The organism is Sphingobacterium psychroaquaticum, assembly GCF_004421025.1.
Taxonomy (GTDB): Bacteria; Bacteroidota; Bacteroidia; order Sphingobacteriales; family Sphingobacteriaceae; genus Sphingobacterium; species Sphingobacterium psychroaquaticum.
In genome coordinates this window covers 3,050,709-3,075,724 of sequence record NZ_CP038029.1, presented here as the reverse complement: position 1 = coordinate 3,075,724, position 25,016 = coordinate 3,050,709, and the positions used below count along the sequence as shown (strand labels likewise).

The window sequence follows — 25,016 nt, the reverse complement described above, 5'->3', positions numbered from 1 at the left end:
GGTGATTCTTTTAAATAAATTGTTGTTTTAGCTGCTTTATAAAAACAAATATGCATGCATTAAATTGTTTGGCAGCTGAAAAAGCAAAAACTGAGTGATAAGATGAAATCGAACTAAATCAGCTAAAAGCAAAGGCAGAGGCCCGTATTAAAGTCACAAAGGTAAGGTAAATATTTAACAATAAAAGAATTATCTCATGTTTTTATCTTCGCATACCTATATAGTTGTTTAAATTTTTTGCGTAAATTCGATAAGTAATTACTTAATTTTCAACTTTATGAAAGCGAAGTTTAAACAAATCGTTCTGCTTTGTGCAACCTTAAGCTCGTTAAGCTGTGCAAGTCCAGAAATTGCAGATCGCCTCTATTTTGGAGGTTCCATTTTGACGATGGAAGATCAAAGGCCGGAAGTAGAAGCGCTCGCGACCAAAGGTGGAAAAATAATTTTTGCAGGTAATTTACGCGATGCACAAGAGTTTGTTGGGGAAGCGACCCAAGAGATCGACCTTAATGGGAAAACATTGCTTCCCGGTTTTATTGACGTCCATGGTCATATTACCTCCCGTGCAGGGATGGAGCAGGCGGTAGATCTTTCCCCCACGCCTTACGGATCAGTAAACAGTATTCCAGATCTACAGCGGGTAATTAAAGCTTATATCGATAAAAACGCCTTGACGGCCGGTATTCCTGTTTTGGGCAATGGCTACGATGATGCGATTATGGTGGAACATACACATCCCACACGAACAGAATTGGACGCTATTAGTGCTACTATTCCCATAATTGTTATCCATACTTCCGGCCATGCCAGTGTTGCCAATAGTGCCATGCTTCGTTTGCTGGGAATTCCGGAGGATGTTAAGGATCCTGTGGGGGGGCATTACGGGCGTGATATGGTGACGAAAAAATTAAACGGTAAATTGGAAGAGAACGCTAGTTTCGATGCATTGGTTAAGCTGACAAACGCCTTACCGAAACCACCGGAGTCCGCTGATGGGCTCTCGTCGGATTTACGCGATTTTGTGAAAGCGCAAGACGGATGGATCCGTTATGGGCAAACCACGATTTGTGATGGACGTTCCATGGGGGTTGGATTGACCTTGTTACGGAAGGCCGCGGAGAAAAAATTATTGAAGGTCGATCTGGTCTATTTCCCGGATTTCGAAGCCAACAAAAAAGAGTGGGAGACATTTCTGCCACATTATATGAAGTATGAAAACCGGTTGAAGTTTGGTGGTTTTAAATTTTCGGACGATGGCTCCCCGCAAGGTAAAACGGCCTGGCTGACGGAGCCTTACTTCGTGCCGCCAGAAGGGCAAACGAAAGATTACAAAGGTTTTCCAATTTTTAGCGACAGCTTGCTTTACGAAGATTTAAAAATTGTCTTTTCGAAAGGTATTACTGCGCAATTACATGTAAATGGGGATGCTGCAATCGATCAGGCGTTGCGTGTTATCGGTCGGCTTAAGGCGGAAGGGGTGTATAAGCCAGCGTTGCGAGCGACCTTGATTCACGTTCAAAACAGCAGACCCGACCACATCGCTAAGATCAAGGAGATAGGTGTGATCCCGTCTTATTTTTCAGGACATGTGTATTTATGGGGTGATTGGCATTATCAAAGTGTTTTTGGACCGAAGAGAGCTGCTTTTATCAGTCCGGCACATGCCGCTAAAACAGCTGGTATTCCTTTTACGATCCATCACGATGCTCCGGTGACGCCACCTGATTTGTTAATGGGCGTTTATTCGGCAGTAAACAGGGTGACTCGTTCAGGAATGGTATTGGGACCCGATCAGCGGATATCGCCGTGGGAAGCGCTTCAAGCTATTACAATTCACGCAGCGCGACAGTATCAAGAAGAAGATAAAAAAGGTTCGCTAGCGGTGGGTAAATTAGCCGATCTTGTGGTGTTGAACGAAAACCCACTGAAGATAGATCCGCTAAAGATAAAGGACATAAAGGTAGAGCAGACGATAAAAGAGGGGGCTATTGTTTATCAAAGAAAAGATTAAACTCATGAAAAAGCTGGTTATTTTATTGTTGACTCTTGCTGCAGGGCAGCAGGGATTGGCACAAGGACATTACACCGGTTCTTCGTTTAATCCCAATGATTATTTTGCACCACATGCAGGACTTATTGTTCCGGTTTGGTATGGGTATGCCAATATGGATTATCACAATGCGCAGGGAAAAAAGTCCGATCAATTGATCAACCCAAAGCCCGGCAATCCCACATCGTTGGATATTACACAGAATGTGAAGACGCATTCTTTTATTCTGATGGCCATTTACGGAGGTAAAGGAAAGGTGCTGGGCGCAAACTGGGGCATGATGCTCATCCCGACGTTAAATAGTCCGACTGCAGGTATCGCTTTAGATTATTATTCACAGCAGACGGGAAGTGGTCGTTACCATTTTAAGAATAAAAGTATAGGTTTTGGGGATATGTATATCCAGCCGGTTTGGCTTTCCTGGCAACAAGGGAATATGCAATATGCGGTAAATTATGGTGTTTGGGCACCTACCGGGCGCTACAAACCGAATGATTTGGATAATGGTGGGCATGGCTACTGGTCGCATAATATCAGGGCCGCATTGAAGTACAAACCAACACCGTCTATCAATATGAGTATAGCACCCACGTTAGAAATAAACCATTGGCAGAAGGATACGGACTTTAAGGAAGGTACGCATTTAACGGTAGATATGGGGGGTTCCTATGTATGGAATAAACGTGGCGATGAGGTCGGTCTTTTCGGTCATTACACCAAACAGATTTCTGATGATAAAGGCGCTGGTGGTGGTAGTTTTGTTGCAGATCAGATGGCTGGAATCGGGGGCTTTATTTCGTACTGGGTGGTGCCACGCAAGGTGGGGTTGATGGGGCGTATTACGCAAAACTTTGCAACGGAAAATAGATTCGGCGGTTTGGCTATGCAAACAGGTGTTAATTTCTTGATTCCCACAGATAAACACTAAAGGAAAAGAAACTTTACTTTGTTAAAGATATTGGGTATCTTTGCATACCGAAAAATCGGGTGTCAAGTCTGGTAGCTATTTACAGCTTCGTTTGCTGGCGCGCTATACAGACTCTTATTTTATTTATAAACAAAAATCATATTCGTAGATGATTAACATTACACTACCTGACGGTTCAGTACGTCAGTATGAAAAAGGCACGACTGCTATGCAAGTTGCCTTATCTATTTCAGAAGGGTTAGCCAGAAATGTGTTGGCAGCCGAAGTCAATGGTGAAGTATGGGACGCCTCGCGTGCCATCGAGTCTGATGCAGCCGTTAAGCTGCTTACATGGAACGATACCAAAGGTAAATCTACATTCTGGCACTCCTCGGCTCACTTATTGGCTGAAGCTCTTGAGGCGTTGTACCCGGGGATTAAGTTCGGTATTGGACCCGCTATTGAAACCGGTTTTTATTACGACGTAGACTTTGGCGATCGGGAGTTCTCTTCGGATGATTTCAAGCAGATTGAAGATAAGATGCTGGAGTTGGCGAAGCAAAAAGAAGTTTTTGAACGCAAAGCTGTATCGAAGGCTGATGCTATTGCCTTCTTTGAAGAAAAGGGCGATGAGTACAAGTTGGATCTGATCAAAGACTTAGAAGATGGAAAGATTACGTTCTACACACAAGGAAACTTTACCGATCTTTGTCGTGGACCACATATTCCGAATACAGGCTCGATCAAGGCTATTAAATTAACAAATGTTGCGGGTGCTTACTGGAGAGGTGATGAAAGCCGTAAACAGTTGACACGTATATATGGCGTTACTTTCCCGAAAGCTTCCGAGCTGCAGGAATACCTGAAATTTATTGAGGAAGCGAAGAAACGTGACCACCGTAAATTAGGGAAAGAGTTGGAATTGTTTGCTTTTTCTGAAAAAGTAGGCGCGGGGTTACCTTTATGGTTGCCAAAAGGTGCGGCTCTTCGTCAGAAATTGATGGACTTTTTACAGCGTGCACAGATTAAAGCTGGATATGAACCGGTGGTAACGCCGCATATTGGACATAAACAGTTGTATATCACTTCAGGGCACTACGAGAAGTATGGTGCTGATGCATTTCAGCCGATCCATACGCCTGTAGAAGGGGAGGAGTTTTTCTTGAAACCGATGAACTGTCCGCACCACTGTGAAATTTATAAAACTAAACCACGTTCGTATAAAGAATTACCGGTACGTTTTGCAGAATTTGGTACCGTATATCGTTACGAACAGTCAGGTGAGTTACATGGTTTAACACGCGTGCGTGGGTTTACACAAGATGACGCGCACTTGTTCTGCCGCCCGGATCAGGTGAAAGATGAATTCAAGAAAGTAATCGACCTGGTGCTTTATGTTTTCGGTGCTTTAGGCTTTGAAGATTTTACCGCACAGGTATCCTTGCGTGACCCGGAAAATAGAACCAAGTATATCGGAAGCGATGAAAACTGGGCATTGGCGGAGTCTGCAATTATTGAAGCTGCGGCAGAAAAAGGGTTACAGACGGTTGTCGAGTATGGCGAAGCTGCATTTTACGGGCCGAAACTTGATTTCATGGTGAAAGATGCCTTGGGACGTAGATGGCAGTTGGGTACTATTCAAGTCGATTACAACTTACCGGAGCGGTTTGAGTTGGAATATACAGGTAGTGATAACATGAAGCATCGTCCGGTGATGATTCACCGGGCGCCGTTTGGTTCCTTAGAAAGATTTGTCGCTGTGTTGATCGAACACTGTGCGGGACAGTTTCCGTTATGGCTTGCGCCAGAGCAGTTTATCGTCTTGCCAGTGTCAGAAAAATATGAAGAATATGCGAAAAATCTTTTGGAATCGTTAAATAATTCCGATATTCGCGGACTGATTGACCTTCGTGACGAGAAGGTGGGTCGTAAAATTCGTGACGCTGAGGTCAAAAAAATCCCTTATATGCTAATTATCGGGGAAAAAGAGATTGAAAGTGGCACAGTTTCTGTTCGTAAACACGGGTCTGTGGAATTGGGATCCATGACTGCAGACGATTTTAGAGAAGTATTAATTAAAGAAATAACCGTTTAATTTTTAAACATTTGGCATTAAAAAGATCGAGTGGTCCAAGACCACCAATGAGAAAGAAAGAACCAGATCATCGCATTAACGAACTTATTAGAATACCGGAGGTACGTTTAGTAGGGGATAATGTAGAACAAGGCATCTACCCAACCCGTAAAGCGTTGGAGTTAGCTGACGCGTTGGACCTTGATTTAGTGGAGATTTCGCCAAATGCTGTTCCGCCGGTTTGTAAGATAACCGACTACAGTAAATTCGTTTACGAGCAAAAGAAGAAACAGAAAGAGATCAAGGCGAATGCAAAGCAAACTGTAATTAAAGAGATCCGTTTCGGGCCTAACACGAGCGATCACGATTTTGATTTCAAGCTGAAACATGCGATGAAATTCTTAGAAAGTGGAGAGAAGGTACGTGCATATGTACACTTCAAGGGTCGTGCTATCGTCTTTAAAGAACAAGGAGAGATCTTGTTACTACGTTTTGCGCAAGCATTAGAAGACTACGGTAAGGTGGAATTGTTTCCGAAATTGGAAGGTAAACGTATGTTTATTACCATCGCACCAAAAGCAGTGAAAAAATAGAGAATCTAACAGATTGATATAAAATTTAATAATTATGCCAAAAGTAAAAACCAATTCCAGCGCGAAAAAACGCTTTAAATTAACTGGAACAGGTAAAATTGCAAGAAAAAGTGCTTACAAAAGCCACATCTTGACGAAGAAAACTACAAAGCAAAAACGTAACTTAACTAAAACAAGTTATGTGCATGACGCAGATATGGGCAACGTTAAACGTATGCTTGCTATCGGCAAATAAGTTTTATTTCAATTTAATAAACAATAATTTTTTAACCGGGTATTAGGTCGTAAGCTTACTGAAATACGTAACACCTCATACCAAACTTAATTTTAATTACTATGCCACGTTCGGTTAACGCAGTAGCTTCTAGAAGAAGAAGAAAAAGAATCCTGAAATTAGCGAAAGGCTATTTCGGATCAAGAAGCAAAGTTTATACTATTGCTAAAAATACAGTAGAAAAAGGTTTACAGTACGCTTACCGCGACCGTAAAACCAAAAAACGCGAGTTTAGAGCTTTATGGATTCAACGTATTAATGCTGGAGCACGTCAACACGGAATTTCTTATTCTCAGTTGATTGGTAAATTAAACGCTAAAAACATCGGATTAAACCGTAAGGTATTAGCTGATTTAGCTTTAAATAACCCAGATGCTTTCAAAGCAGTAATTGACGCCGTAAAATAGAGTTTTAAACCCTTATCGATTTGTTAGAGATAAAAAGAGCCCATTGGGCTCTTTTTTGCTTTTATACCTGTGCCTGCAGGATATATTCGAATCTAGTATCTTCTTTCCTACCGCGGTTTAATCCGTATTATCGCTGTTTTTTTAACTTATTTTAACAAAAATCTATTGTTACTCGAACAATATTTAATCTCAGTGGTTTATTGAATTGAGGTAAAGTAATTTAATTATAGTTTAACTATATAATATTGCTGTTATCATATAACTACTGATTAATTTAAATGTTCTGATAAATCCTGTAATCGCTTACGATGTTATGTATTTGCTTACAAATTCATTTTTTGGAAACATTATTAATTTATATTTAAATTTTTTAATATTTTTTGTTTTTATTGTGCGCTTAATTTGTAAGTTTGATTTGAGATTTAGGGTTTTACCCCTTTTTATGAATGACCAATCCCAGAAGTTGAATAATTATTCTAGATTATTATGAGATTAAAATTAGTTACTTTTCAAAACGACAGCTTTGCCCGTAAAGCTTTGAACAGTTTCATTTTTTCATTGTTGTTTGTGCTACTGGCAGGTTTTTTTAATCCTGCGCAATCGCAGACTTTGAAAACAGACGATGATGTTCCCGCATTGGCAGTTTGTCACGACGCAGAGGTTTTTACGGTTCGTATTGCTAGCGGTGCTGCCGCTTGTCCCAATGGCCAACTGTCCTTTAAAATGCCTGCGGGTATTGAGTATGTCGTAGGTTCTGCGAAGGTCGCCGGTGTTCCGGTCCCGGAGAGTAATACGAGTGTCTCCGGAGCAACGATAAATGTAAATATTCCCGCCGGATCCAGCACCAACGAGATCCTGATCACCTACGAAGCGCGTGCGAAGTGCGATGCAGCAAGAACTGGAGGGAAAGAAGTGGATTATAGTCTGACGGGATGTGGAACCACACAAACCGGGAAAAGTAATGCGATTAATATTGAGTACGCTGTACTAAACGTGAATGTCGATCCGGCAATTTCGCAAGGTCTTATTGGAGATGTAATCGAACGGACGGTAACGGTTTCTAATACTGGTAACGGATCAATTACTGGTTTTACGGTTGCCGCAACCTATGGTGCAGGTCTAGAACGAGTGAGTGGTGGTGAAACAGGTGATTGGACATTTGATCCGGCCACCAACGAATATCGTTATTCGGGGATATTGTCGTCCGGATCCGGTGCTGGTTTTTCTACGATTTCATTTACAGAAAAGGTAAAGATTCTTTCTTGTGCGGATTTATCATCTTCGTACAAGGCTTTTTATGGTTGTGATACCGAGTGCGCGCAGAATGGACGTGTCGCCTCACCAACTATTGCAATCGACCAGAATAAGCGACCGGTGATCAATGTGACGGTTGTTACTAATCCCGTTATTACTTGTTTGAATGAGAAGTATTTGCATACCTGGAAAATCAAGAATAACGGAACTGCTATGGCTTCTAATGTACTCCTAAAAATAGGAACAAGTACAGCAGGTGGCTCCAGTTATATGGTTCCTGGTTCGTTTACCGTAGGAGGTATTGGCGTTTCTTCCATCATGAGTGATCCTATTTCGGCGGGTGATGGTGGTGTGTTTGGAACGACGGGACAAAATAAAAATGCGGACATTGTTATCCCTACACTGGCTCCCGGAGAAGAGCTTATCATAACGTTTGAACAGTATTATGCAAAACCTTCTCCTACGGCAGATTGTAGTCAGATCCCATCAAGCTTTAGAACGGGTAATACCTTCTATGAAGGGGAGTATACCAACCTACAGGGATGTGATGAAGATGGTAATCCACCTGTGCATACCCTAACTCGCGTCGGTACAAAAGGTGAACTGACTTACGGTTCTTCTGGGGTAAATATTGGCGAAATTGATATTGTTTCCGGCGAAGATTATCAGGCGGATTATCGTATTGATGATTGGTTTGTGTCGAAGGAAGGGGTGGAAGCAGGAGCCTACTTTGAATATAAAATTACGTTGTCCCCCTCTTTAGCGGGTTCTTTTAACGCTAATGATATTAAATTCTTTAACGGTGTAACCTACCTACAGGCTGGGACTGATTTTCTAGTTTCAGGAAGTGGAAATACGTATACGGTTCGTATAAACTATGGTTCAGGTTTGTGGCCGACGGGACAGGATTTGAACTTTAGTGGACAGGGTTGGCGTTTACACTTCCCGTTAAGTGTGACCTGCCCAACGAATGAGGCCTATTATCAAGTGGCCGGTTCCTTAAGTAAAGGAGGAAGTTGTGCACAAGTGATACCATTCCGTTGCCAAACGGTATCGTTAAATGCACATTGTGGCGACCCGTGTGCAGCGGGCGGTTTAAGCAATGGCTTAGCCAAGCTTCAACGGGTTAGTTTAGGTTATAGAGATGCGGATAATGATGCGCGACCGGATAACGGCATTCAATTAACGCTAGATGATGATTTGAGTGATCTGGAAGTTCGTTCGTTTGTTGGCGGAGATACGCTTTTAATAAAACAAGAAGGAAGAGTGATCGGTGGAACGGCCAATCCTACTGGAAAGTGGGTAAATGGTTCATTCAAGGTGAATTTCCCTTCAGGACTTACAAGTCAGGAGATTGTAAATAGTGGTCAGGTGGTCGTAACACGTGGCGGGGTAACCTATGTCATATCGAATATTCCGGTGACTAAAACTGGAAACGACTATACGGTAAGTTTAGATATTAACGGATGGGGATCCGGAGTAACCGCCACGCCGGCGCTGCCTGCAGGATTCGCATTTGAAGACGGAGATGAGATCGTAAGTTCGCTACGGGTTCGAATCCAGACCTTATCGGCTTCCAGTGGACTCAAATCATTCCCAACAACCTATAGTTTAATACATAATGGTACACCATATATTTGTGGCGGCGGGTATACCGCGACTGGTTACTATGGTCCTTTAAATTTAGCAACTGGACGTACAACAGATAAAGCCTTTAACATGACGGATTGTTCCTCTCAATTTGCTGGACCGGCATGGACAGGTTCCTTGGAGATTATGAACCGCTCTACACGTAATGCTTTATTTGTAAATGAATTTAGACAGTTTGCACATTTACGTAAAGTACGTTTTGATGTGCCTACAGGTTTGACATTAACGGGATACCGCGTGGAGGTTTATCGGAATGCGTTAACGACTCCAATAACAGCGGATAGGGTGTTGGCAACTCCTGTTTCGGGTGCTATGCATGAAATTGATATGAAGGAGGTGTTGGAGTCATTGAAAGGAGGCACTAATGGAGGCGATCTGGATGAAGGGTTCTTAATTCAAGTGCGCCCGGTAGTAACAATAAATTGCAACGCCCTGAAGGAGGAATCGGTGACAGCTACCTCGGTTTTTGATGGTACTTTCCGGTATAACAATCAAGACTACTATAACGCGACGAATGTGGAAACGGTCGTGCAGCGTCTGCTGTTTAACACCGATAGCGGTAAGATGGAAATAAACGTTTCCGCTAAAGATGTGAATACACTGTCTGCTGAAGCGAACTGGATTGTTACAGTGAAGAACAATTCTGCAAATCGAGATTTTGCTAATGTATGGTTAGGAAAGTCTGGAGGAGCCCAATCCACGGATCTAGTGCGGGTACAGAAAATAGTTTCATTAACTGATACAACACATGTGGGCGCTCCGTTGCAACAAACTGGAGGCGTTTTCCAAATCGGCCAAGTGGCTAAAGAATCGACTAGTTATTATTTGATTACGGCTGAATTTGACCACTGTGGAAAAGGAGAAGTGGAAATTAAGTCGGGCGCCGATTGTAATGGCTATCCAGCGACAGTGGCTGGTGCCGCTTGTTCGTATAACCCGATTAAATTAACATATACACCACAGCAAGCTGAATTGCAAACGGCGATCAGAAAACAACCTGGAGGAACCACCTTCCCTAAGTTGTGTGAGCCTTTTGAATATCTTGTAGAGGTGAACAATGCCGGGGGGGAAGCAAAAGATCTAAAATTGAATGTTCCACTGGCTGCTCTTGCAGGTCTTGAATACGAACCGGGATCCGTTAAGGTTTCGGGAGCTTATGAGGATGAAGAGCTAAATCCTGTGATGACGCCATTGGCAGATCAAGGAAATATTATTGTGGATGGTGCCGGATTACACATTAACGTGCCGGAGGCTTCCTTACCTAAATTGGGTTCCGGGTCACGTTTCTATGTAAGCTTTATGGTGGTGGTTAAAACATGTGAATTCCAGAGCGGGCATCACTTGGAGATAACACCGGATGGTAAAAACTTCTGTGGTAGTGCTATTGATAAGGAGAATCTCGAAACGGCTGAGTCAAATAGAATTATTCTGGAAGGGGCACCAAAAGATGAGCCAACCATAAACTTGGTATCTACCGTGGATGTAGAAGTGAATCAAACCGGAGATGGCTTTGAAGCACTTTATAACTTTACGTTGAAAAATCAAGGTAACGGTATCTTTGAAGTTCCACTGACGGGTACATTAGCTAAATCTTTAGATGCGGGTTCATTTGTGTATAGTTTTGCAATCAAGCTTCCTGCAGGATGGGAGATTGCTGGTAACCCACAAGATCTGGTTCCGCTCACGGTGGCTACATTTAAAGGTATCGATCCACAGAAAGGATACTTGTTTGATATTAATGAAACGCTACCAGTTGGTGCAGAGATTAAAATTGAAAATGCAAAACTGGTTTATACAGCCAGCGATGCAGCGAGTTTAGACTGTGCACATGATTTTGGATTAATACATGAACAGATATTTACTGTATTTACGCCAACGTCTGCATGTGTGCCACCTGTAAATTGTGAGACCGAATTATTGACAACAGAAAATAATACGGCACTTAAATTGGGAACGCCGACGCCGCCGACAGGCAGTCTGAACCAAGAGTTCTGTGCGACGGATCTACCAACATTAGGCGATATCGTCTTAGCAAATGAAAGTTTCTTGGCTTGGTTTGAGTCAGCGACAAGTACCACAGAGTTACCAGCAACTACGGTGCTGGAGGATGGTAAAACCTATTGTGTTGCGAATAGATTACTTACAGGTTCGGTATGTATAAGTACCAGACTCGCGGTGACGATTAAAATCGATGAAGCACCGGTCGCGAATGCTGGACCTGATCAAATCAGTTACGATAGCGGTACGTTTACGCTTCAGGGAAATCAACCTGCAGCAGGGCAAACAGGTTTGTGGACTATTGTTTCAAAAACTGTGGATCCTGTTGTTATCGCTGACCCAAGCTTATACAATACAACCGTTACCATACCAGAAGGTGGGCAGGCCGAATTGAAATGGACCGTGACTAATGGCTTGTGCTCGGAAGAAGATTCTGCAATTGTATCATTTGACAGGCTGGTTGATTTGTATATTTCTAAAAAAGCAGATAAAATTTCGTATCTTGTCGGTGATCCGATTACGTATACAATTACGGTGACTAATAAAGGGCCGGGAACATTATTTAGTGGTCAAGAATTGACCCTTACAGAAGCGTTGCCAGTTGGTTTAGCAAATGTAACATATACGACGTCGGGGGGAACCTATACGCCAACTACAAGCATCTTCAAATTGGATAGTGATTTGGTAAAAGATGGTACTGTAACACTTGTTGTGCATGCGTTAGTCGAACCTGATTTTGTGGGTACAAGTCTGGTAAATAAAGTGACGGTGGCACCTCCAACGGGCGTTGAGGATCCGAATCCAGATGATAATGATGACGAGGAAACGGTGACTGTTTCGCGTGAGGCTGATATTGCGGTGTCGAAAACGGCAGATAAAACGAATGTGATAGCAGGTACAGCACTTACTTATACGATTACAATCACCAATAACGGGGCTGCAACATTACTATCTGGAGAAGTATTGACGGTGAAAGAGACATTGCCAGTCGGGTTTGATGGTGCTGTGTTCACTGTATCGAGCGGAGCGTTTGTACCGGCAACAGGTAAATTGACGTTGACCGCACCAATGAAGAAAGGTGATAGTATCACCATGACGGTGAAAGGTACGGTCGCAGCAAACTTTACAGGAACCAGTCTGGTGAATAAAGTGGATGTTAGTGTTCCTCCTGGGGTTACGGATCCAAATCTGGATAATAATGATGATGATGAGACTACACTTGTTAATCGCAGTACCGATCTATCGGTAGAAAAAGTCGCTGATAAAACAAATGTTGTTGCTGGTGAGTTTATTACCTATACGATTAAGATTTCGAATCTTGGTGTAAGTGGACTTGTGAGTGGCGAAATAATTGGTGTGAAAGAGACCTTGCCGAAAGAATTGACGAATGTTACGTATGCCACAACGGATGGCGTGTATGACGCACAGAAGCAGCAATTGACTTTGAATAAAGCGCTTCCAGCAGGAGGTGTAGTGACACTAACCGTTAGTGGTAAAGTAGCTTCTTCAACGGCGCAGGGGGCAACGATTGTAAATAGAGTGGATGTGACAGTTCCGCCGGGCGTGACTGATCCAAATATTGACAATAACGACGATGATGAGAATACACCAGTAAATCGGGTGACGGATCTTGCAGTGGTGAAGGTGGTGGCCAACGATAAGCCAATTATGGGTACAGAGACCGTGTTTACGATCAAAGTCACGAATAATGGGCCGAGCGATGCGACAGGTGTGAAAGTTAAGGAAGTGATCCCGAGTGGATATACGTTCGTATCGTCTACGGTTTCAAAAGGTGCTTTTGCACAAGGAACTGGTGTATGGACGGTAGGAGATATGGTCGTCGGGGCGACAGAAACGTTAACCGTTACGGTGAAAGTGTTGGCGACAGGCGAATACAAGAACACCGCTAATGTGACAGGAAATGAGCCTGATCCGAAGCCGGAAAATGATTTGAGTGTAGTAACGCCTGTTCCGTTGGCATCGCCTCCGGTAGCGGTAGACGATCGGGAGACAACGAAAGCGAATACACCGATTGATATTGTTATCCTGGCAAATGACTATCCAGGGTTAACGAACAGTCCGCTCGTACCATCATCTGTAGAGATCATGAGCCAGCCGAAGCATGGAACATTAACGGTGCATGCAGATGGTACAGTGACCTACACGCCAAATCACGGATATGTAGGTGAGGATACGTTTGAATATCGTATGAAAGATGAGCTCGGTTTCTGGAGTAATGTGGCACTGGTAACAATTACCATCGAGGCCAACGACTTCTTTATCCCGAACATCTTTACACCGAACGGAGATGGTACCAATGATACGTTCGAGATTGTGGGAATTGAAGGATTCGACCGGGTGGCATTGACCATTGTGAATCGCTGGGGGAATGAGGTTTATCGCAACGATAAATATGATAATACCTGGGCAGGAAAAGGATTAAATGAGGGTACTTACTATTACATTATTACATTGTACAAAGCCGGAACAGAGAAAGTTGTGAAGGGCTGGGTTGCGATTAAGTCTAGATAATTTTTGAAATATGGCCTTTAAAAGACAAGATAAACATATGAAAAGTCAACGTTTAAAAGTTCTGTTTTGTTGTGCTGCAGCTCTTCTTATGGGGAAGAGCTACGCGCAGCAGAGTATCCAATTTACGCAATACATTTTCAATTCGATCAGTGTGAACCCAGCGTATACCGGATATAAAGAGGAGTGGTTCGGTCAAATGGCCCTTCGGAGTCAGTGGACGGGTTGGGATGGCGCACCTAAAACAGGGTCTGTGTCGATTGATGGGGTCGTTGATCCCGTAAATAAACGACATGGTGTTGGCTTGCAGGTTACGGCCGATAAGCTTGGTGCGCAGTCTGCTACATCCATCTACGCAAACTATGCGTTGCGGTTACAGCTCAACAGTGAAGATACAGAACGTCTAGCGCTAGGGGTTGCCGGCGGGTTTACCCAGTATGGGCTTGATGGGAATAAACTACAAGCTGTTGAAACGGGAGATGTTGTTATTCCTGCGGGGAAGATCACCAGTTGGCGCCCAGATATTCGATTGGGTGTGTACTACTACAATCCGAAGTGGTACGCGGGGGTATCCGTGCAGGATCTTTTCGCAAACTCAAGCAGCAATGATGAGTTTAGGTTTAATGAAAACTCATTGGAAAGCTTGTACCGGAATGTGAGTATGTATGTAATTGGGGGAGCATTATTTGAGCTGGATCGCGGAACACACTTCCGTCCAAGTATCTTGGTGAAGGATGACTTTAAAGGACCGACCTCATTGGATGTTAATGCGATGTTTATCTTCAATAACAAATTCTGGATCGGTGCCGGTTATCGGACGCGTGCACGTATCTTCAAGCGGGAGTATTTTGACCAGTCGCCGTTGAAATTGAGCGCAACGAATGCGATTACTGCGATTGCACAGTTCTATGCTACAGATCGTTTCCGTATCGGATATTCGTATGATATCATGCTAAACAGGATGCGTGGTTTACAGAATGGTAGCCATGAGGTAACATTAGGCGTTACTTTTGGAACCGTGAAGCAGCTGCTAAGTCCACGCTTTTTCTAATACTAATGTTGGATGAATATGAAAATCATGAATAAAAAAATAAAATCTACACTCGCTGCTTGCCTTTTAGGGGCTGTGCTACTACCTTTGGGTGCCATGGCGCAAGAACAGCCGAGTGCGGGAACGAAAGCACAGCAATATTTGCAGCGGTATGAATTTGCAAATGCCGCGAAGGTATTAGAAAAAATTGCGGCAAAAAAGAACGCCCATACCTTGGACCTGGAGCACCTGGCAGAAAGTTATTTGTATCTCAATAATTATGATCTGGCCGAAAAATGGTATAGCCAGGTGGTCCAACGGTCAGATTATCAAAAGGAGTCGTTGTTGAACTATGCGGAAGCGCTGAAGCAAAATGGAAAATATCGCGAAGCGAAGGGGCAGTATGAACAATATGTCAGTAAGTTTGGTGCAGCACCGGAGGTGAGTTTAGCTATTGCCGGTACGGATTCGGCGGCCATATGGATGGAAAAACCTACGGCACATACGCTTCATAACGAAGCAAATGTGAATACCGAACGTGCCGAATTTAGCGTTACACCGACGACTAGTTTTGGTATCCTATATACGGCAGAACCGGAATTGACGCGAACGGATAGAAGTGGGATGACTGGGGAGTCTTACCTAAAGGTGTTTTCGACAAAATTAGATCAAAATGCATTGGAGGCAGGAAGTGTTAAGCAGCTGAATTTTAATCATGCGCGCTACCACGTAGGCCCCATTGCATCGGATGCGAAAGAGGAGGTTCTGTATGTTACACGTACGCATCCAGGGACGGATGGCGAACGTTATCGATCCTACAATAAAAAGGTAAAGCGCAAGAATCTGGAACTAATCATCTATAAGAGCGTGAATGGCGTCTGGCGTGAAGAGGCTTTTCCATATAACAATATTAAAGCGTATTCTCTTGGACATGCTGCTTTGAGTGCTGATGAAAAAACATTGTATTATGCATCAGATATGCCAGGTGGACAAGGTGGTGTTGATATTTGGTACTCCGAGTTACAGAGCGATGGTTCGTGGGGAAAACCAATTAATGCGGGCACCACTATAAATTCGGCTGGTGATGAGATGTTTCCAACGGTAAATGGAGATGACTTCTATTATTCCAGTAATGGATTTGCGGGCATGGGTGGATTGGATATTTTCCATGCGAAAGGTTCGCGGTCGAATATGTCCAAACCGGTTAATATGCGCTACCCCGTAAATTCGGCAGCCGATGATTTTGCTTTTGTGATTACGACGAAGGGAGAGCGTGAATATGCGGGTTACTTATCTTCAAATCGAGTGAGAGGTCGAGGAAGTGATGATATTTATTCCTTTGGTTACGTAAAACCAAAAATTATCATTCTCTTGGAAGGTGTGACCATAAATAAGAAAACAAGAGCGTTGCTCCCAGGTGCAGATGTTACCATTTATAGCGCGGGCGGACAGCGTTTAGTGGGTAAAGTGTTGAGTGATGGTAAAGCAGAGTTCAAGGTGGATGCTGAGGAGAATGAAACCTATAAGATCAGTGCTTCAAAAACCGGCTTTTCGGATGATGCATTAAGTGTAGGACCAATCCGAGCAACCAAAGATACCATCATTAAAGTGACTTTGGCCTTAGAGCCTGATGAAGAGAAACCTCCATTTGTGGTTGGGGATCGTTTTGTGTTAGAAAATATTTTCTATGATTTTGATAAGCACAATATTCGTCCGGACGCGGCTAAAGTGTTGGATGAACTGGTTGCGACCATGAAGGAACACCCGACATTGAAGATCGAATTATCAAGTCATACGGATAGTCGTGGTAACGACGCATATAACAAAGCGTTATCACAACGAAGAGCACAAGCAGCGGTCAATTACATTGTGAGCCATGGTATTAGTAAGGATAGGTTGGTGGCGAAGGGATATGGGGAGACTAGGCTGGTTAATAGATGTAGTAATGGGGTGAAGTGTTCGGATGATGAGCATCAAGCGAACCGCCGTACAGAGGTTGAGGTTTTAGCCTACTAAAAATATAAACTACGAACTACCAACTACGAACCATAAAAAAGAGCGGTCTCCACGGACCGCTCTTTTTTTATAGCTTACTTTCTTTTTTGACTTTCCGTGTTACTACGGTCGGTTTTGAAGCTTGTTTCACTGCATGTTGTCCCTCCAGATATTTAATAATCTCCACGGCAATGTCTTTTCCTGTAGCTGTTTCGATTCCCTCCAGACCCGGTGAGGAGTTTACTTCAAGTATTAATGGTCCACGCGCAGAAGGCAACATATCTACGCCCGCAACGGTTAGGCCCATTGCTTTTGCCGCAGAAATGGCACTTTCCTTTTCTGCACGAGTAAGCTTGACGATCTCAGCACTGCCTCCACGGTGCAGGTTTGAGCGAAATTCACCTTCTTTTGCTGTACGTTTCATTGCGCCGACTACTTTTCCGTCTACTACAAAAGCGCGAATGTCTGTACCTTTTGCTTCTTTGATATATTCTTGGATTAGGATGTTGTTTCCTAAGCCGTAAAAAGCTTCAATTACAGAAGAGGCTGCTTTCTTCGTTTCAGCAAGTACCACCCCAATGCCTTGCGTTCCTTCCAAAAGCTTGATAACCAAAGGAGCGCCCCCCACCATGCTGATGAGGTCATCCACATCGGAAACAGAGCGTGCAAAGCCCGTGATTGGAAGGCCTAAGCCGGCTCCCGATAAGATTTGCATGCAACGCAGTTTATCGCGTGATCGCGTGATCGCTTGGCTCGGATTTGCGGAGACCACGTTCATCACCTCAAACTGACGTACAATAGCAGAGCCATAGAACGTTAATGAGGAGCCAATACGTGGGATAATGGCATCGATATGTGATAAATCTTGCCCCTTGAAATGAATAGTCGGTTTACCTTGTTGGATGCCAACATAGCATTTACTATGGTCTATAACCTGACAGTTGTGCCCTCTCGAAACAGCAGCTTCAACAAGGCGTTTAGTGGAATAGAGATTTCTATTCGTTGATAATACAGCAATATTCACGGAATATTTTGTTTACAGTAGTTTACAATTGAAGGTGTGGAATAGAGACCTAGCTTTTCCCTCTCGCTAAGTTCTTCTTGGATACATCAACCAAGAACTTTCTACTTATGAAGTTTCTTCCTAAGAGCATGGGGAAGGACATTGCTGAACGATCCCGAACCGACAGTTTTATGTCGTACATGCGATCAAATAATTTTATTTTTGTTAAAAAGATATACCTAGTTTCTGCTTGTCCAAATGAGCTTTTGATAATACGTTCACGATGTATGGGAAAAACATATTCCATAGCCTCAGTGCCTTCTTTTTCGGGATGGGCATTAATATAACAACGTATATACCGATGCCCTTTCTCTTCGAAGACCTCATAATCTTCACAATGCAGTACCGATGTCTCTGCTCCAGTATCCACCTTCGCATATATATTATACAGCCCTAATTCTGGTAAATCTACCATCTCAAGACGGCCAATAACAAGTTTTTCTATCGGTGTTTTAACCATTTATTCGTAAATAAACTCTCCATGTGGAGAACGTATTGTTACTTTTTTCTGTTCAGCAGCTTCTACACGACCGATTATTTGTGCAGGAATGCCAAAGCTAGTTGAGATTGCGATAATATCTTGTGCAATTTCTTCCGGAACGTAGAGCTCCATGCGGTGGCCCATGTTGAATACTTTGTACATCTCTTCCCAAGCTGTGTTGGATTGTTTCTGGATCAGGTCAAAGAGAGGAGGTGTAGCAAAGAGATTGTCCTTGATCACATGTACATTATCGACAAAGTGCAATACTTTCGTTTGTGCGCCACCAGAACAATGTACCATACCATCAATCTGTGAACGGTATTTATCTAAAATAGATTTAATTACTGGAGCATAAGTACGCGTTGGTGATAAAACCAGTTTGCCTGCCGTAATCTTCTTGCCCGACTCCACTTCGATTAGGTCTGTTAAATTGCAGCCCCCAGAGAAAACAAGGTCGTAAGGCACGGCTGGATCATATGTTTCCGGATATTTTTCCGCTAAGCTTTTGTTAAAGACATCATGGCGTGCTGAAGTTAGGCCGTTAGAGCCCATACCGCCATTATATTCTTTTTCATAAGTTGCCTGTCCGTAAGAAGCGAGGCCGACAATTACATTTCCACCCTTAATTTTGTGATTGGAGATCACATCTTCACGTTTCATACGGCATGTAACTGTACTGTCTACAATAATTGTACGAACTAAGTCGCCTACATCAGCCGTTTCACCACCTGTGGAATGAATGCCAATACCTAAGGCACGTAGTTCACTTAAAATATCCTCTGTACCATTAATGATTTCGGCAATTACCTCACCAGGGATTACATTTTTATTTCGGCCAATTGTAGAGGATAACAAAATATTGTCAAGTGCACCTACACATAACAGATCGTCAAGATTCATGATAATGGCGTCCTGCGCGATACCGCGCCACACCGAAATGTCACCTGTTTCTTTCCAATAGGCATATGCTAAAGAAGATTTTGTGCCCGCGCCATCGGCATGCATGATATTGCACCATGCTTCATCATTACCCAAAATATCGGGTACGATTTTGCAGAAAGCTTTTGGAAACAATCCTTTATCAATATTTTTGATAGCATTGTGTACATCCTCTTTCCCAGCGGATACACCTCGTTGGTTGTATTTTAAATCTGACATCTCGTTGCAAAAATAATAAACCCAATGATATTACTATAATCCTAACGTAACAAATAAGTGAAAAGGTAATTATCGGCTTTTTCTATTTTGTGGAATATAAGGGTGGATTATATAAAGTAGGTAGGAACTTCTGCATTATTCTATTAATTTTATTTACTTTGCAGTGTTGTTTTGATAAGAAAATAAAAGAATATGATTATACAACCACGCGTAAGAGGTTTTATCTGTTTGACGTCGCACCCTGAAGGGACGGCGCAACATGTTAAGGAGCAGATAGACTATGTAAAGTCTAAGGGAGAGATCAAGGACGGTCCGAAGAAAGTTTTGGTAATTGGGGCTTCTACAGGTTTTGGATTAGCATCACGTATTACAGCTGCATTTGGTTCACAAGCTGCAACTGTAGGGGTGTTTTTTGAAAAACCTGCCGCACCAGGTAAACCGGGAACAGCAGGCTGGTACAACTCTGCTGCTTTTGAAAAAGAAGCACATGCAGCTGGTTTGTATGCTAAAAGTATTAATGGTGACGCATTCTCTGACGAGATTAAAAAACAAACTATTGATTTGATTAAAAGCGATTTAGGTCAAGTTGATTTAGTGGTTTATTCGTTGGCATCTCCAAGACGTACACATCCTAAGACAGGTGTGGCGCACGCGTCTGTTTTGAAGCCTATCAGCCAACCTTTTACGGATAAAACGGTTGATTTTCATACCGGTGTAGTATCTGATATTACGATTCAACCTGTTGAAAATCCAGAAGATATCGAAAATACGGTTGCCGTAATGGGGGGGGAAGATTGGAAATTCTGGATCGAAGAGTTGAAAGCAGCTGGCGTCCTTGCAGAAGGTGTGAAAACTGTAGCGTACTCGTATATCGGCCCTGAATTGACATATCCAATTTATAGAAATGGAACCATTGGTCGTGCAAAAGATGATTTAGAAGGTACGGTACCTGTACTTAATGCATTGTTAAGCGATTTAGGAGGGGTGAGCTACGTTTCTGTAAACAAAGCTTTAGTTACACAATCTAGTTCTGCAATTCCTGTGGTGCCTCTATACATTTCATTGCTTTATAAAGTGATGAAGGAAAAAGGAATCCATGAAGGTACCATTGAGCAGATGCAACGTCTTTTTGCAGAACGTTTATACGCCAATGCTGATCTACAGTTGGACGATAAGGGTAGAATCCGTGTCGACGATTTAGAGATGCGCGAAGATGTACAGGCAGAGGTAGCAGCGTTATGGGAAAAAATCACTACAGAGAACTTAGAAGAAATTTCAGATATCGAAGGCTATAGAAATGATTTCTTCCACCTGTTTGGATTTAATTTCGATACCGTTAATTACGAAGCTGATAGCAACGAATTAGTAGATATACCAAGTATCAACTAACACAGCAGGTACGAACAAAATAATTGGGATGCCCCCAAAAGTATACATACTTTTTGGGGCATTTTATTTTTAAAATCATTTTATTTGGATTAAATCTTGATAAGGATTATATTTGCTCATCAAATAGCAATTGCAGAGGTATGATTTGTCCATTAGCAGAGGTAGAAGAGGTTTTTAAAGAGTCGTTTGGCGCTGTATATCAGTGTAGCCGTAAGAATTGCTACTGGTTGGAGTTTAAGGACACGACGACGGCGTTCAAGATCTCCGATTTCTTTTTGTTCAAGAAAACCATTGATGCGATTGATATTGAAAAGATGTTGTCTGACACTTCCCGTACTGCAGACTTCGAACTAGTGATGCCACATCGTACTGATCGCTGCTTTATCTTATCTGCACAAGATGTTTTGAACCTAAGAGAGGTTCTTGCTGGTGCTAAATTTATGATTGAACTCAACAGCGAGGTGAAGCGCATACTGCGCAAAGAGGCCGTGCTCGCTTCCTTTTAATTGTATTGATTCTAAACAACTTATCGTTTATTCGTCTAATTTAGACTGAATTTGTATTGCTTTTTTTTTATTGCTTTCAGGTTGTTCTGTTTTATCTTTGTATTAGTTAATACGAGGAAAGTATTAACATAAAGACAAGACGAGTAACAACTATAGATATGAAAGATTTATTGAAATTAAAAACTTCTCTAGCAGAAGACATCGAAAATATATTAAACGCACAAGTTAAAATCGAAGCACATGCATCTGCATTGTACTTAGCGATGTCATCATGGTGTGATGATCAAGGTTTAGACAATTCCGCTGACTTTTTCGCAAAACAAGCGAATGAAGAACGTGAGCATATGTTGAAATTATTTAACTACATCAATAACCGCGGTGGTCGTGCTATCTCTCCAGAGGTAACAAATATCCCTACAGATTTTGATTCTTTCCGTGGTGTGTTTGAACAGACATTATTACAAGAAATGTTCGTTACAGAGCAATTCAATAATATTGCGGACAAATGTATGAAAGCAAAAGACTATGTAACTTTTAACTTTGTACAATGGTTCTTAGCAGAACAAGTAGAAGAGGAGTATGTAGCACGTCGCATTCTGGAATTGTTCGATGTTATTGGTGAAGAAGGTACGGGACGTTGGGAGATCGATAAACACTTAGTGAAAGTGACATTCAGCGGTCAAGAATAATCAAATTTTCCCATAAAGAAGAAAACGGGTTGTTTCAATTGAAGCAGCCCGTTTTTGTATATACGAAAATCTTGTTTTTTCCGTTCTTACTGTAACTTCAAGTAAGTTTTATCCTGATATTTAGGAGAATTTATAGATGTTTTGTGTATAGATAAAATATGTTTTTGAAGAGGTTTTTTTGTATATTGACCTCCACGGAGTAAAGACCTTTTTTTGTGCAGAAAAATAAGTATCTGATATATTTACTATTAACCAGTTGCATGATGGTTTTAAGTTTTGGAACGCTTTGTGGGCAGTCCAATTTGAAACAAATCTATGGATATGTCGTTGATACTGCGGGCGTCAACCTGAAAGGGGTGACCGTTCGAATGACGAGTACAAGCGATACGGCCGTTGTTACCAGCTCTTCTTCCGGTTATTACAGTTTTAAGAATGTAAAAGGTGCCAATATTCGGGTATCCTACAGCATGTTAGGCCATAAGATTGTATCGAAAAGTGTGTCCTTTGCAGAAAATGCAACCTCGCTACTGATTCCCAATGTGATACTGGAACCCCAAAACTCTTTTATCGAGGATGTCTATGTTGTGAAAACTATCCCTGTCGTTTACACGGATGATACGATACATTACAACATGGATGCCTTCAAGTTTCGACAGAATTCCCTCCTTGAAGAAGCCTTGAAGCAACTCCCCGGGATTCAGGTGTCGCGGGATGGTACAGTGTATGCACAGGGAAAAGCCATATCTTCGGTGCAGGTAGATGGAAAAAAATTCTTTGATGGCGATGTTCTTACGGCAACTCGAAATCTGCCGGCCGATTTTATCTATAAAATTCAGGTCATTAACTATTATGGCGATTTTGCTAAGGATCGCGGCATCCGGAATGAAGAGCCAGAGAAGATTATAAATATTGTGCTGAAGGATGATAGCAAGCGTATCTCTTTTGGGCAGGTTACCGCCGGAGGAGGGACTCGGGATCGCTTTTTGGGCAGTATGGGTATAAACCGGTTTAATGACGGACAGGAAGTTTCAATCTTAGGCTCGGTCAACAATACGAATACGAGTCTCTTTTCATTTGGTTCACCTAGCGGAGGTGGAGAGCGTGAAAAGACGTTGGTAGATGTGATCGATTTTGTTGACCCCACGGATGGATTGAATACCGTGAAGTCTCTTGGTTTTAATTATTCAGATCAGATAACACCTCGAACACAGTTTAATACAAGTTATAGCTATACGCGAAAGGAAAATGTAACGCAGGGGAATTCAATCTTACGCTCCAATTATATGTGGAATGTTATTCAGAACTCGGAATCTTATCAAACCAATAGTGATGATAACTTTCACAAGATGACGGCGGAGTTCAAGCATCGCTTTAAGAATAACGATGTCTTAGAGATTAAGCCTGTTTTTTCTTACAACCGCGTATATCTTGGAAATAGTAAAGATCGCCTGATCAATAACAAGCGGGTATCAACAGTGGGTACCTACCGGGATACTTCATTGAATAAAAACCCGAACCTCAATGTGGATCTCGTGTATTCCAAGGCCTTTAAAAAGCAAGGCCGAAAGTTGTTGGGCAGTGTCGTGTTAAATTTCAATAGCCATGATAAGTTCGAGGATGTACAGGACCGCTATGTACTGATCGATTCGTCTACGGCGACACCAAAGTTTACACGTGTAGAGCAAGAGCTTTATGTGCGTCAGAATAACGGAACCGACGGTGTTAAAGCCTCGATCTCTTATGTAGAGCCATTTTCGCCTTACAGTCTCTTAGAAATTGTTTACGACTATGAGCTGACCAATATGCGGACGTTGAGACGAGTGGAAGATAAGTTGAAGAGTGCGGAAAAAGGAAGTCTTTATTATGTCGATTCGTTAGCCGTTCATTATGACTACCGATTTATGAGTAGCCGTGCTGGGTTAAACTACCAGTACACCCCCAACAAGATGTTCCGTGCAAATATAGGCTTTGCCGTACAGCCCCTGGTTTTAAGCGGTAACTTGCCGAGGGAGGATTTGTATTATGAATATGCTAATGTAAACTTGGTGCCCACAGCAGGCTTTAAATGGCGGTTGAATGACGAAGTAGATTGGAGTGTCGATTATATCGGTAAAAATAATCAACCTAATTTTTTGCATATTATTCCTATTACCGATAACACCAATCTGCAGCATATCATTGTTGGAAATCCAGAATTAAAAGCAGAGTTTGCCAATCGTATTTCGACAATGTTGCGTAAATTTATTACCGCAAAGGGGCAGTATTTTGAAACCAATTTTGCGTATAATTTTATTCTGAATAAAATCGTATCCGATAAAAAAGCTCTTGCTAATTCGACCATCCAACAAACCACATTTAAGAACACAGATGGTTATTATGATCTGAAGTGGTACTTCTTGTTCAACACGCCTTTGTTTAGTGAGAATTTACAGTTAGATGTGGTTGGGAATACAGACTATTACAACAATTTGGCTTTTGTAAATGATACCCGTAATCTAACCAAACAATTTATCTATTCGCAATCCATGCAATTGCGTTATTCGTGGAGTGACTATTTTGAGTCGGTTTTCAATGCAAATTATATGTTGAACAATGCGACCTATACCTGGCCGTACCGGACAAAGATTACCGCGCAGAGCTTGCTTCTCGGAGCGGCAACGAAGGGGTATCTCAATGATTATATCACGCTGGGTGCCGAAATGTCGCAACGCTTCAATGAAGGATATGAAAGTAGCTTCATGAATAATAACCCGACGATTATCAATGCCTATATTGAGTTTTCATTTATGAAAAATAGATTGGCTCTGTTACGTTTTCAGGGATACGATTTATTGGATCAGAATAAAAATATGGGTACCTACAGCGAGTATATCGGGAATGACTTGTATGAAGCACGAAACAATCGTTTAGGGCGATACTTTATGGTCAGTCTTAACTTACGTTTGCAGAAGTATCCTAAAAAGAAGTAA

16 protein-coding genes are annotated in these 25,016 nt (G+C 42.3%); 13 read left to right on the top strand and 3 right to left on the bottom strand.

Annotated features, from left to right (window positions below; all coding sequences use genetic code 11):
* The first annotated feature begins 277 nt into the window (after positions 1 to 277).
* From E2P86_RS12885 to E2P86_RS12845, 9 genes are all read left to right on the top strand, one after another.
* Complete coding sequence (locus tag E2P86_RS12885; protein ID WP_134433437.1) at positions 278 to 2,011, top strand: amidohydrolase; 1,734 nt, start codon at positions 278 to 280, stop codon at positions 2,009 to 2,011.
* A gap of 4 nt (positions 2,012 to 2,015) precedes the next feature.
* The gene (locus tag E2P86_RS12880) at positions 2,016 to 2,978 is read left to right on the top strand and encodes a SphA family protein (RefSeq protein WP_134433436.1); all 963 of its coding nucleotides are present in this window, start codon (positions 2,016 to 2,018) and stop codon (positions 2,976 to 2,978) included.
* Between the two features lie 148 nt (positions 2,979 to 3,126).
* Positions 3,127 to 5,052, top strand: coding sequence for a threonine--tRNA ligase (gene thrS, locus E2P86_RS12875; RefSeq protein ID WP_085471258.1), 1,926 nt, complete (start codon positions 3,127 to 3,129; stop codon positions 5,050 to 5,052).
* Positions 5,053 to 5,099: 47 nt separating this feature from the next.
* Entirely contained in the window at positions 5,100 to 5,624 is a 525-nt protein-coding gene (gene infC / locus E2P86_RS12870; RefSeq protein ID WP_134433435.1) for a translation initiation factor IF-3, read from the top strand.
* Between the two features lie 34 nt (positions 5,625 to 5,658).
* Positions 5,659 to 5,859, top strand: a complete 201-nt coding sequence (gene rpmI / locus E2P86_RS12865) for a 50S ribosomal protein L35 (RefSeq protein ID WP_085471260.1) — start codon at positions 5,659 to 5,661, stop codon at positions 5,857 to 5,859.
* A gap of 101 nt (positions 5,860 to 5,960) precedes the next feature.
* A complete protein-coding gene (rplT, locus tag E2P86_RS12860; RefSeq protein ID WP_085471261.1) occupies positions 5,961 to 6,305 on the top strand; it encodes a 50S ribosomal protein L20 in 345 nt (114 codons plus the stop codon).
* A 486-nt stretch (positions 6,306 to 6,791) separates the two neighbouring features.
* On the top strand, positions 6,792 to 13,739 hold the full coding sequence (locus tag E2P86_RS12855) for a T9SS type B sorting domain-containing protein (RefSeq protein ID WP_134433434.1): 6,948 nt from the start codon (positions 6,792 to 6,794) through the stop codon (positions 13,737 to 13,739).
* Between the two features lie 37 nt (positions 13,740 to 13,776).
* Positions 13,777 to 14,787, top strand: coding sequence for a PorP/SprF family type IX secretion system membrane protein (locus E2P86_RS12850; RefSeq protein ID WP_085471960.1), 1,011 nt, complete (start codon positions 13,777 to 13,779; stop codon positions 14,785 to 14,787).
* A gap of 27 nt (positions 14,788 to 14,814) precedes the next feature.
* Positions 14,815 to 16,782, top strand: coding sequence for an OmpA family protein (locus E2P86_RS12845; protein WP_240775507.1), 1,968 nt, complete (start codon positions 14,815 to 14,817; stop codon positions 16,780 to 16,782).
* 67 nt (positions 16,783 to 16,849) lie between these two features.
* Here the strand turns inward: E2P86_RS12845 and rimK are convergent, their stop codons facing one another.
* The 3 genes from rimK to E2P86_RS12830 are packed head-to-tail and all read right to left on the bottom strand — an operon-like array spanning position 16,850 to position 19,463.
* Positions 16,850 to 17,785 (bottom strand): 30S ribosomal protein S6--L-glutamate ligase, encoded by a 936-nt coding sequence (rimK, locus tag E2P86_RS12840; protein ID WP_085471263.1) that lies wholly within the window; start codon positions 17,783 to 17,785, stop codon positions 16,850 to 16,852.
* 49 nt (positions 17,786 to 17,834) lie between these two features.
* Positions 17,835 to 18,284: an ATP-dependent zinc protease family protein gene (locus E2P86_RS12835; protein ID WP_085471264.1), complete on the bottom strand. Its 450-nt coding sequence runs from the start codon at positions 18,282 to 18,284 to the stop codon at positions 17,835 to 17,837.
* Positions 18,285 to 19,463 (bottom strand): AIR synthase related protein, encoded by a 1,179-nt coding sequence (locus tag E2P86_RS12830; protein WP_085471265.1) that lies wholly within the window; start codon positions 19,461 to 19,463, stop codon positions 18,285 to 18,287.
* Positions 19,464 to 19,655: 192 nt separating this feature from the next.
* On the opposite strand from E2P86_RS12830, the gene fabV reads away from it, so the two are divergent.
* The 4 genes from fabV to E2P86_RS12810 all read left to right on the top strand — a co-directional run bounded on the left by fabV (position 19,656) and on the right by E2P86_RS12810 (position 25,016).
* On the top strand, positions 19,656 to 20,852 hold the full coding sequence (fabV, locus tag E2P86_RS12825; protein WP_085471266.1) for an enoyl-ACP reductase FabV: 1,197 nt from the start codon (positions 19,656 to 19,658) through the stop codon (positions 20,850 to 20,852).
* Between the two features lie 140 nt (positions 20,853 to 20,992).
* A complete protein-coding gene (locus tag E2P86_RS12820) occupies positions 20,993 to 21,358 on the top strand; it encodes a hypothetical protein (protein ID WP_085471267.1) in 366 nt (121 codons plus the stop codon).
* Positions 21,359 to 21,516: 158 nt separating this feature from the next.
* A complete protein-coding gene (locus E2P86_RS12815) occupies positions 21,517 to 22,047 on the top strand; it encodes a ferritin (RefSeq protein WP_085471268.1) in 531 nt (176 codons plus the stop codon).
* A 260-nt stretch (positions 22,048 to 22,307) separates the two neighbouring features.
* Positions 22,308 to 25,016 carry a carboxypeptidase regulatory-like domain-containing protein gene (locus E2P86_RS12810; protein WP_240775506.1) on the top strand — a complete coding sequence of 903 codons (2,709 nt, stop codon included), beginning with the start codon at positions 22,308 to 22,310 and terminating at the stop codon, positions 25,014 to 25,016.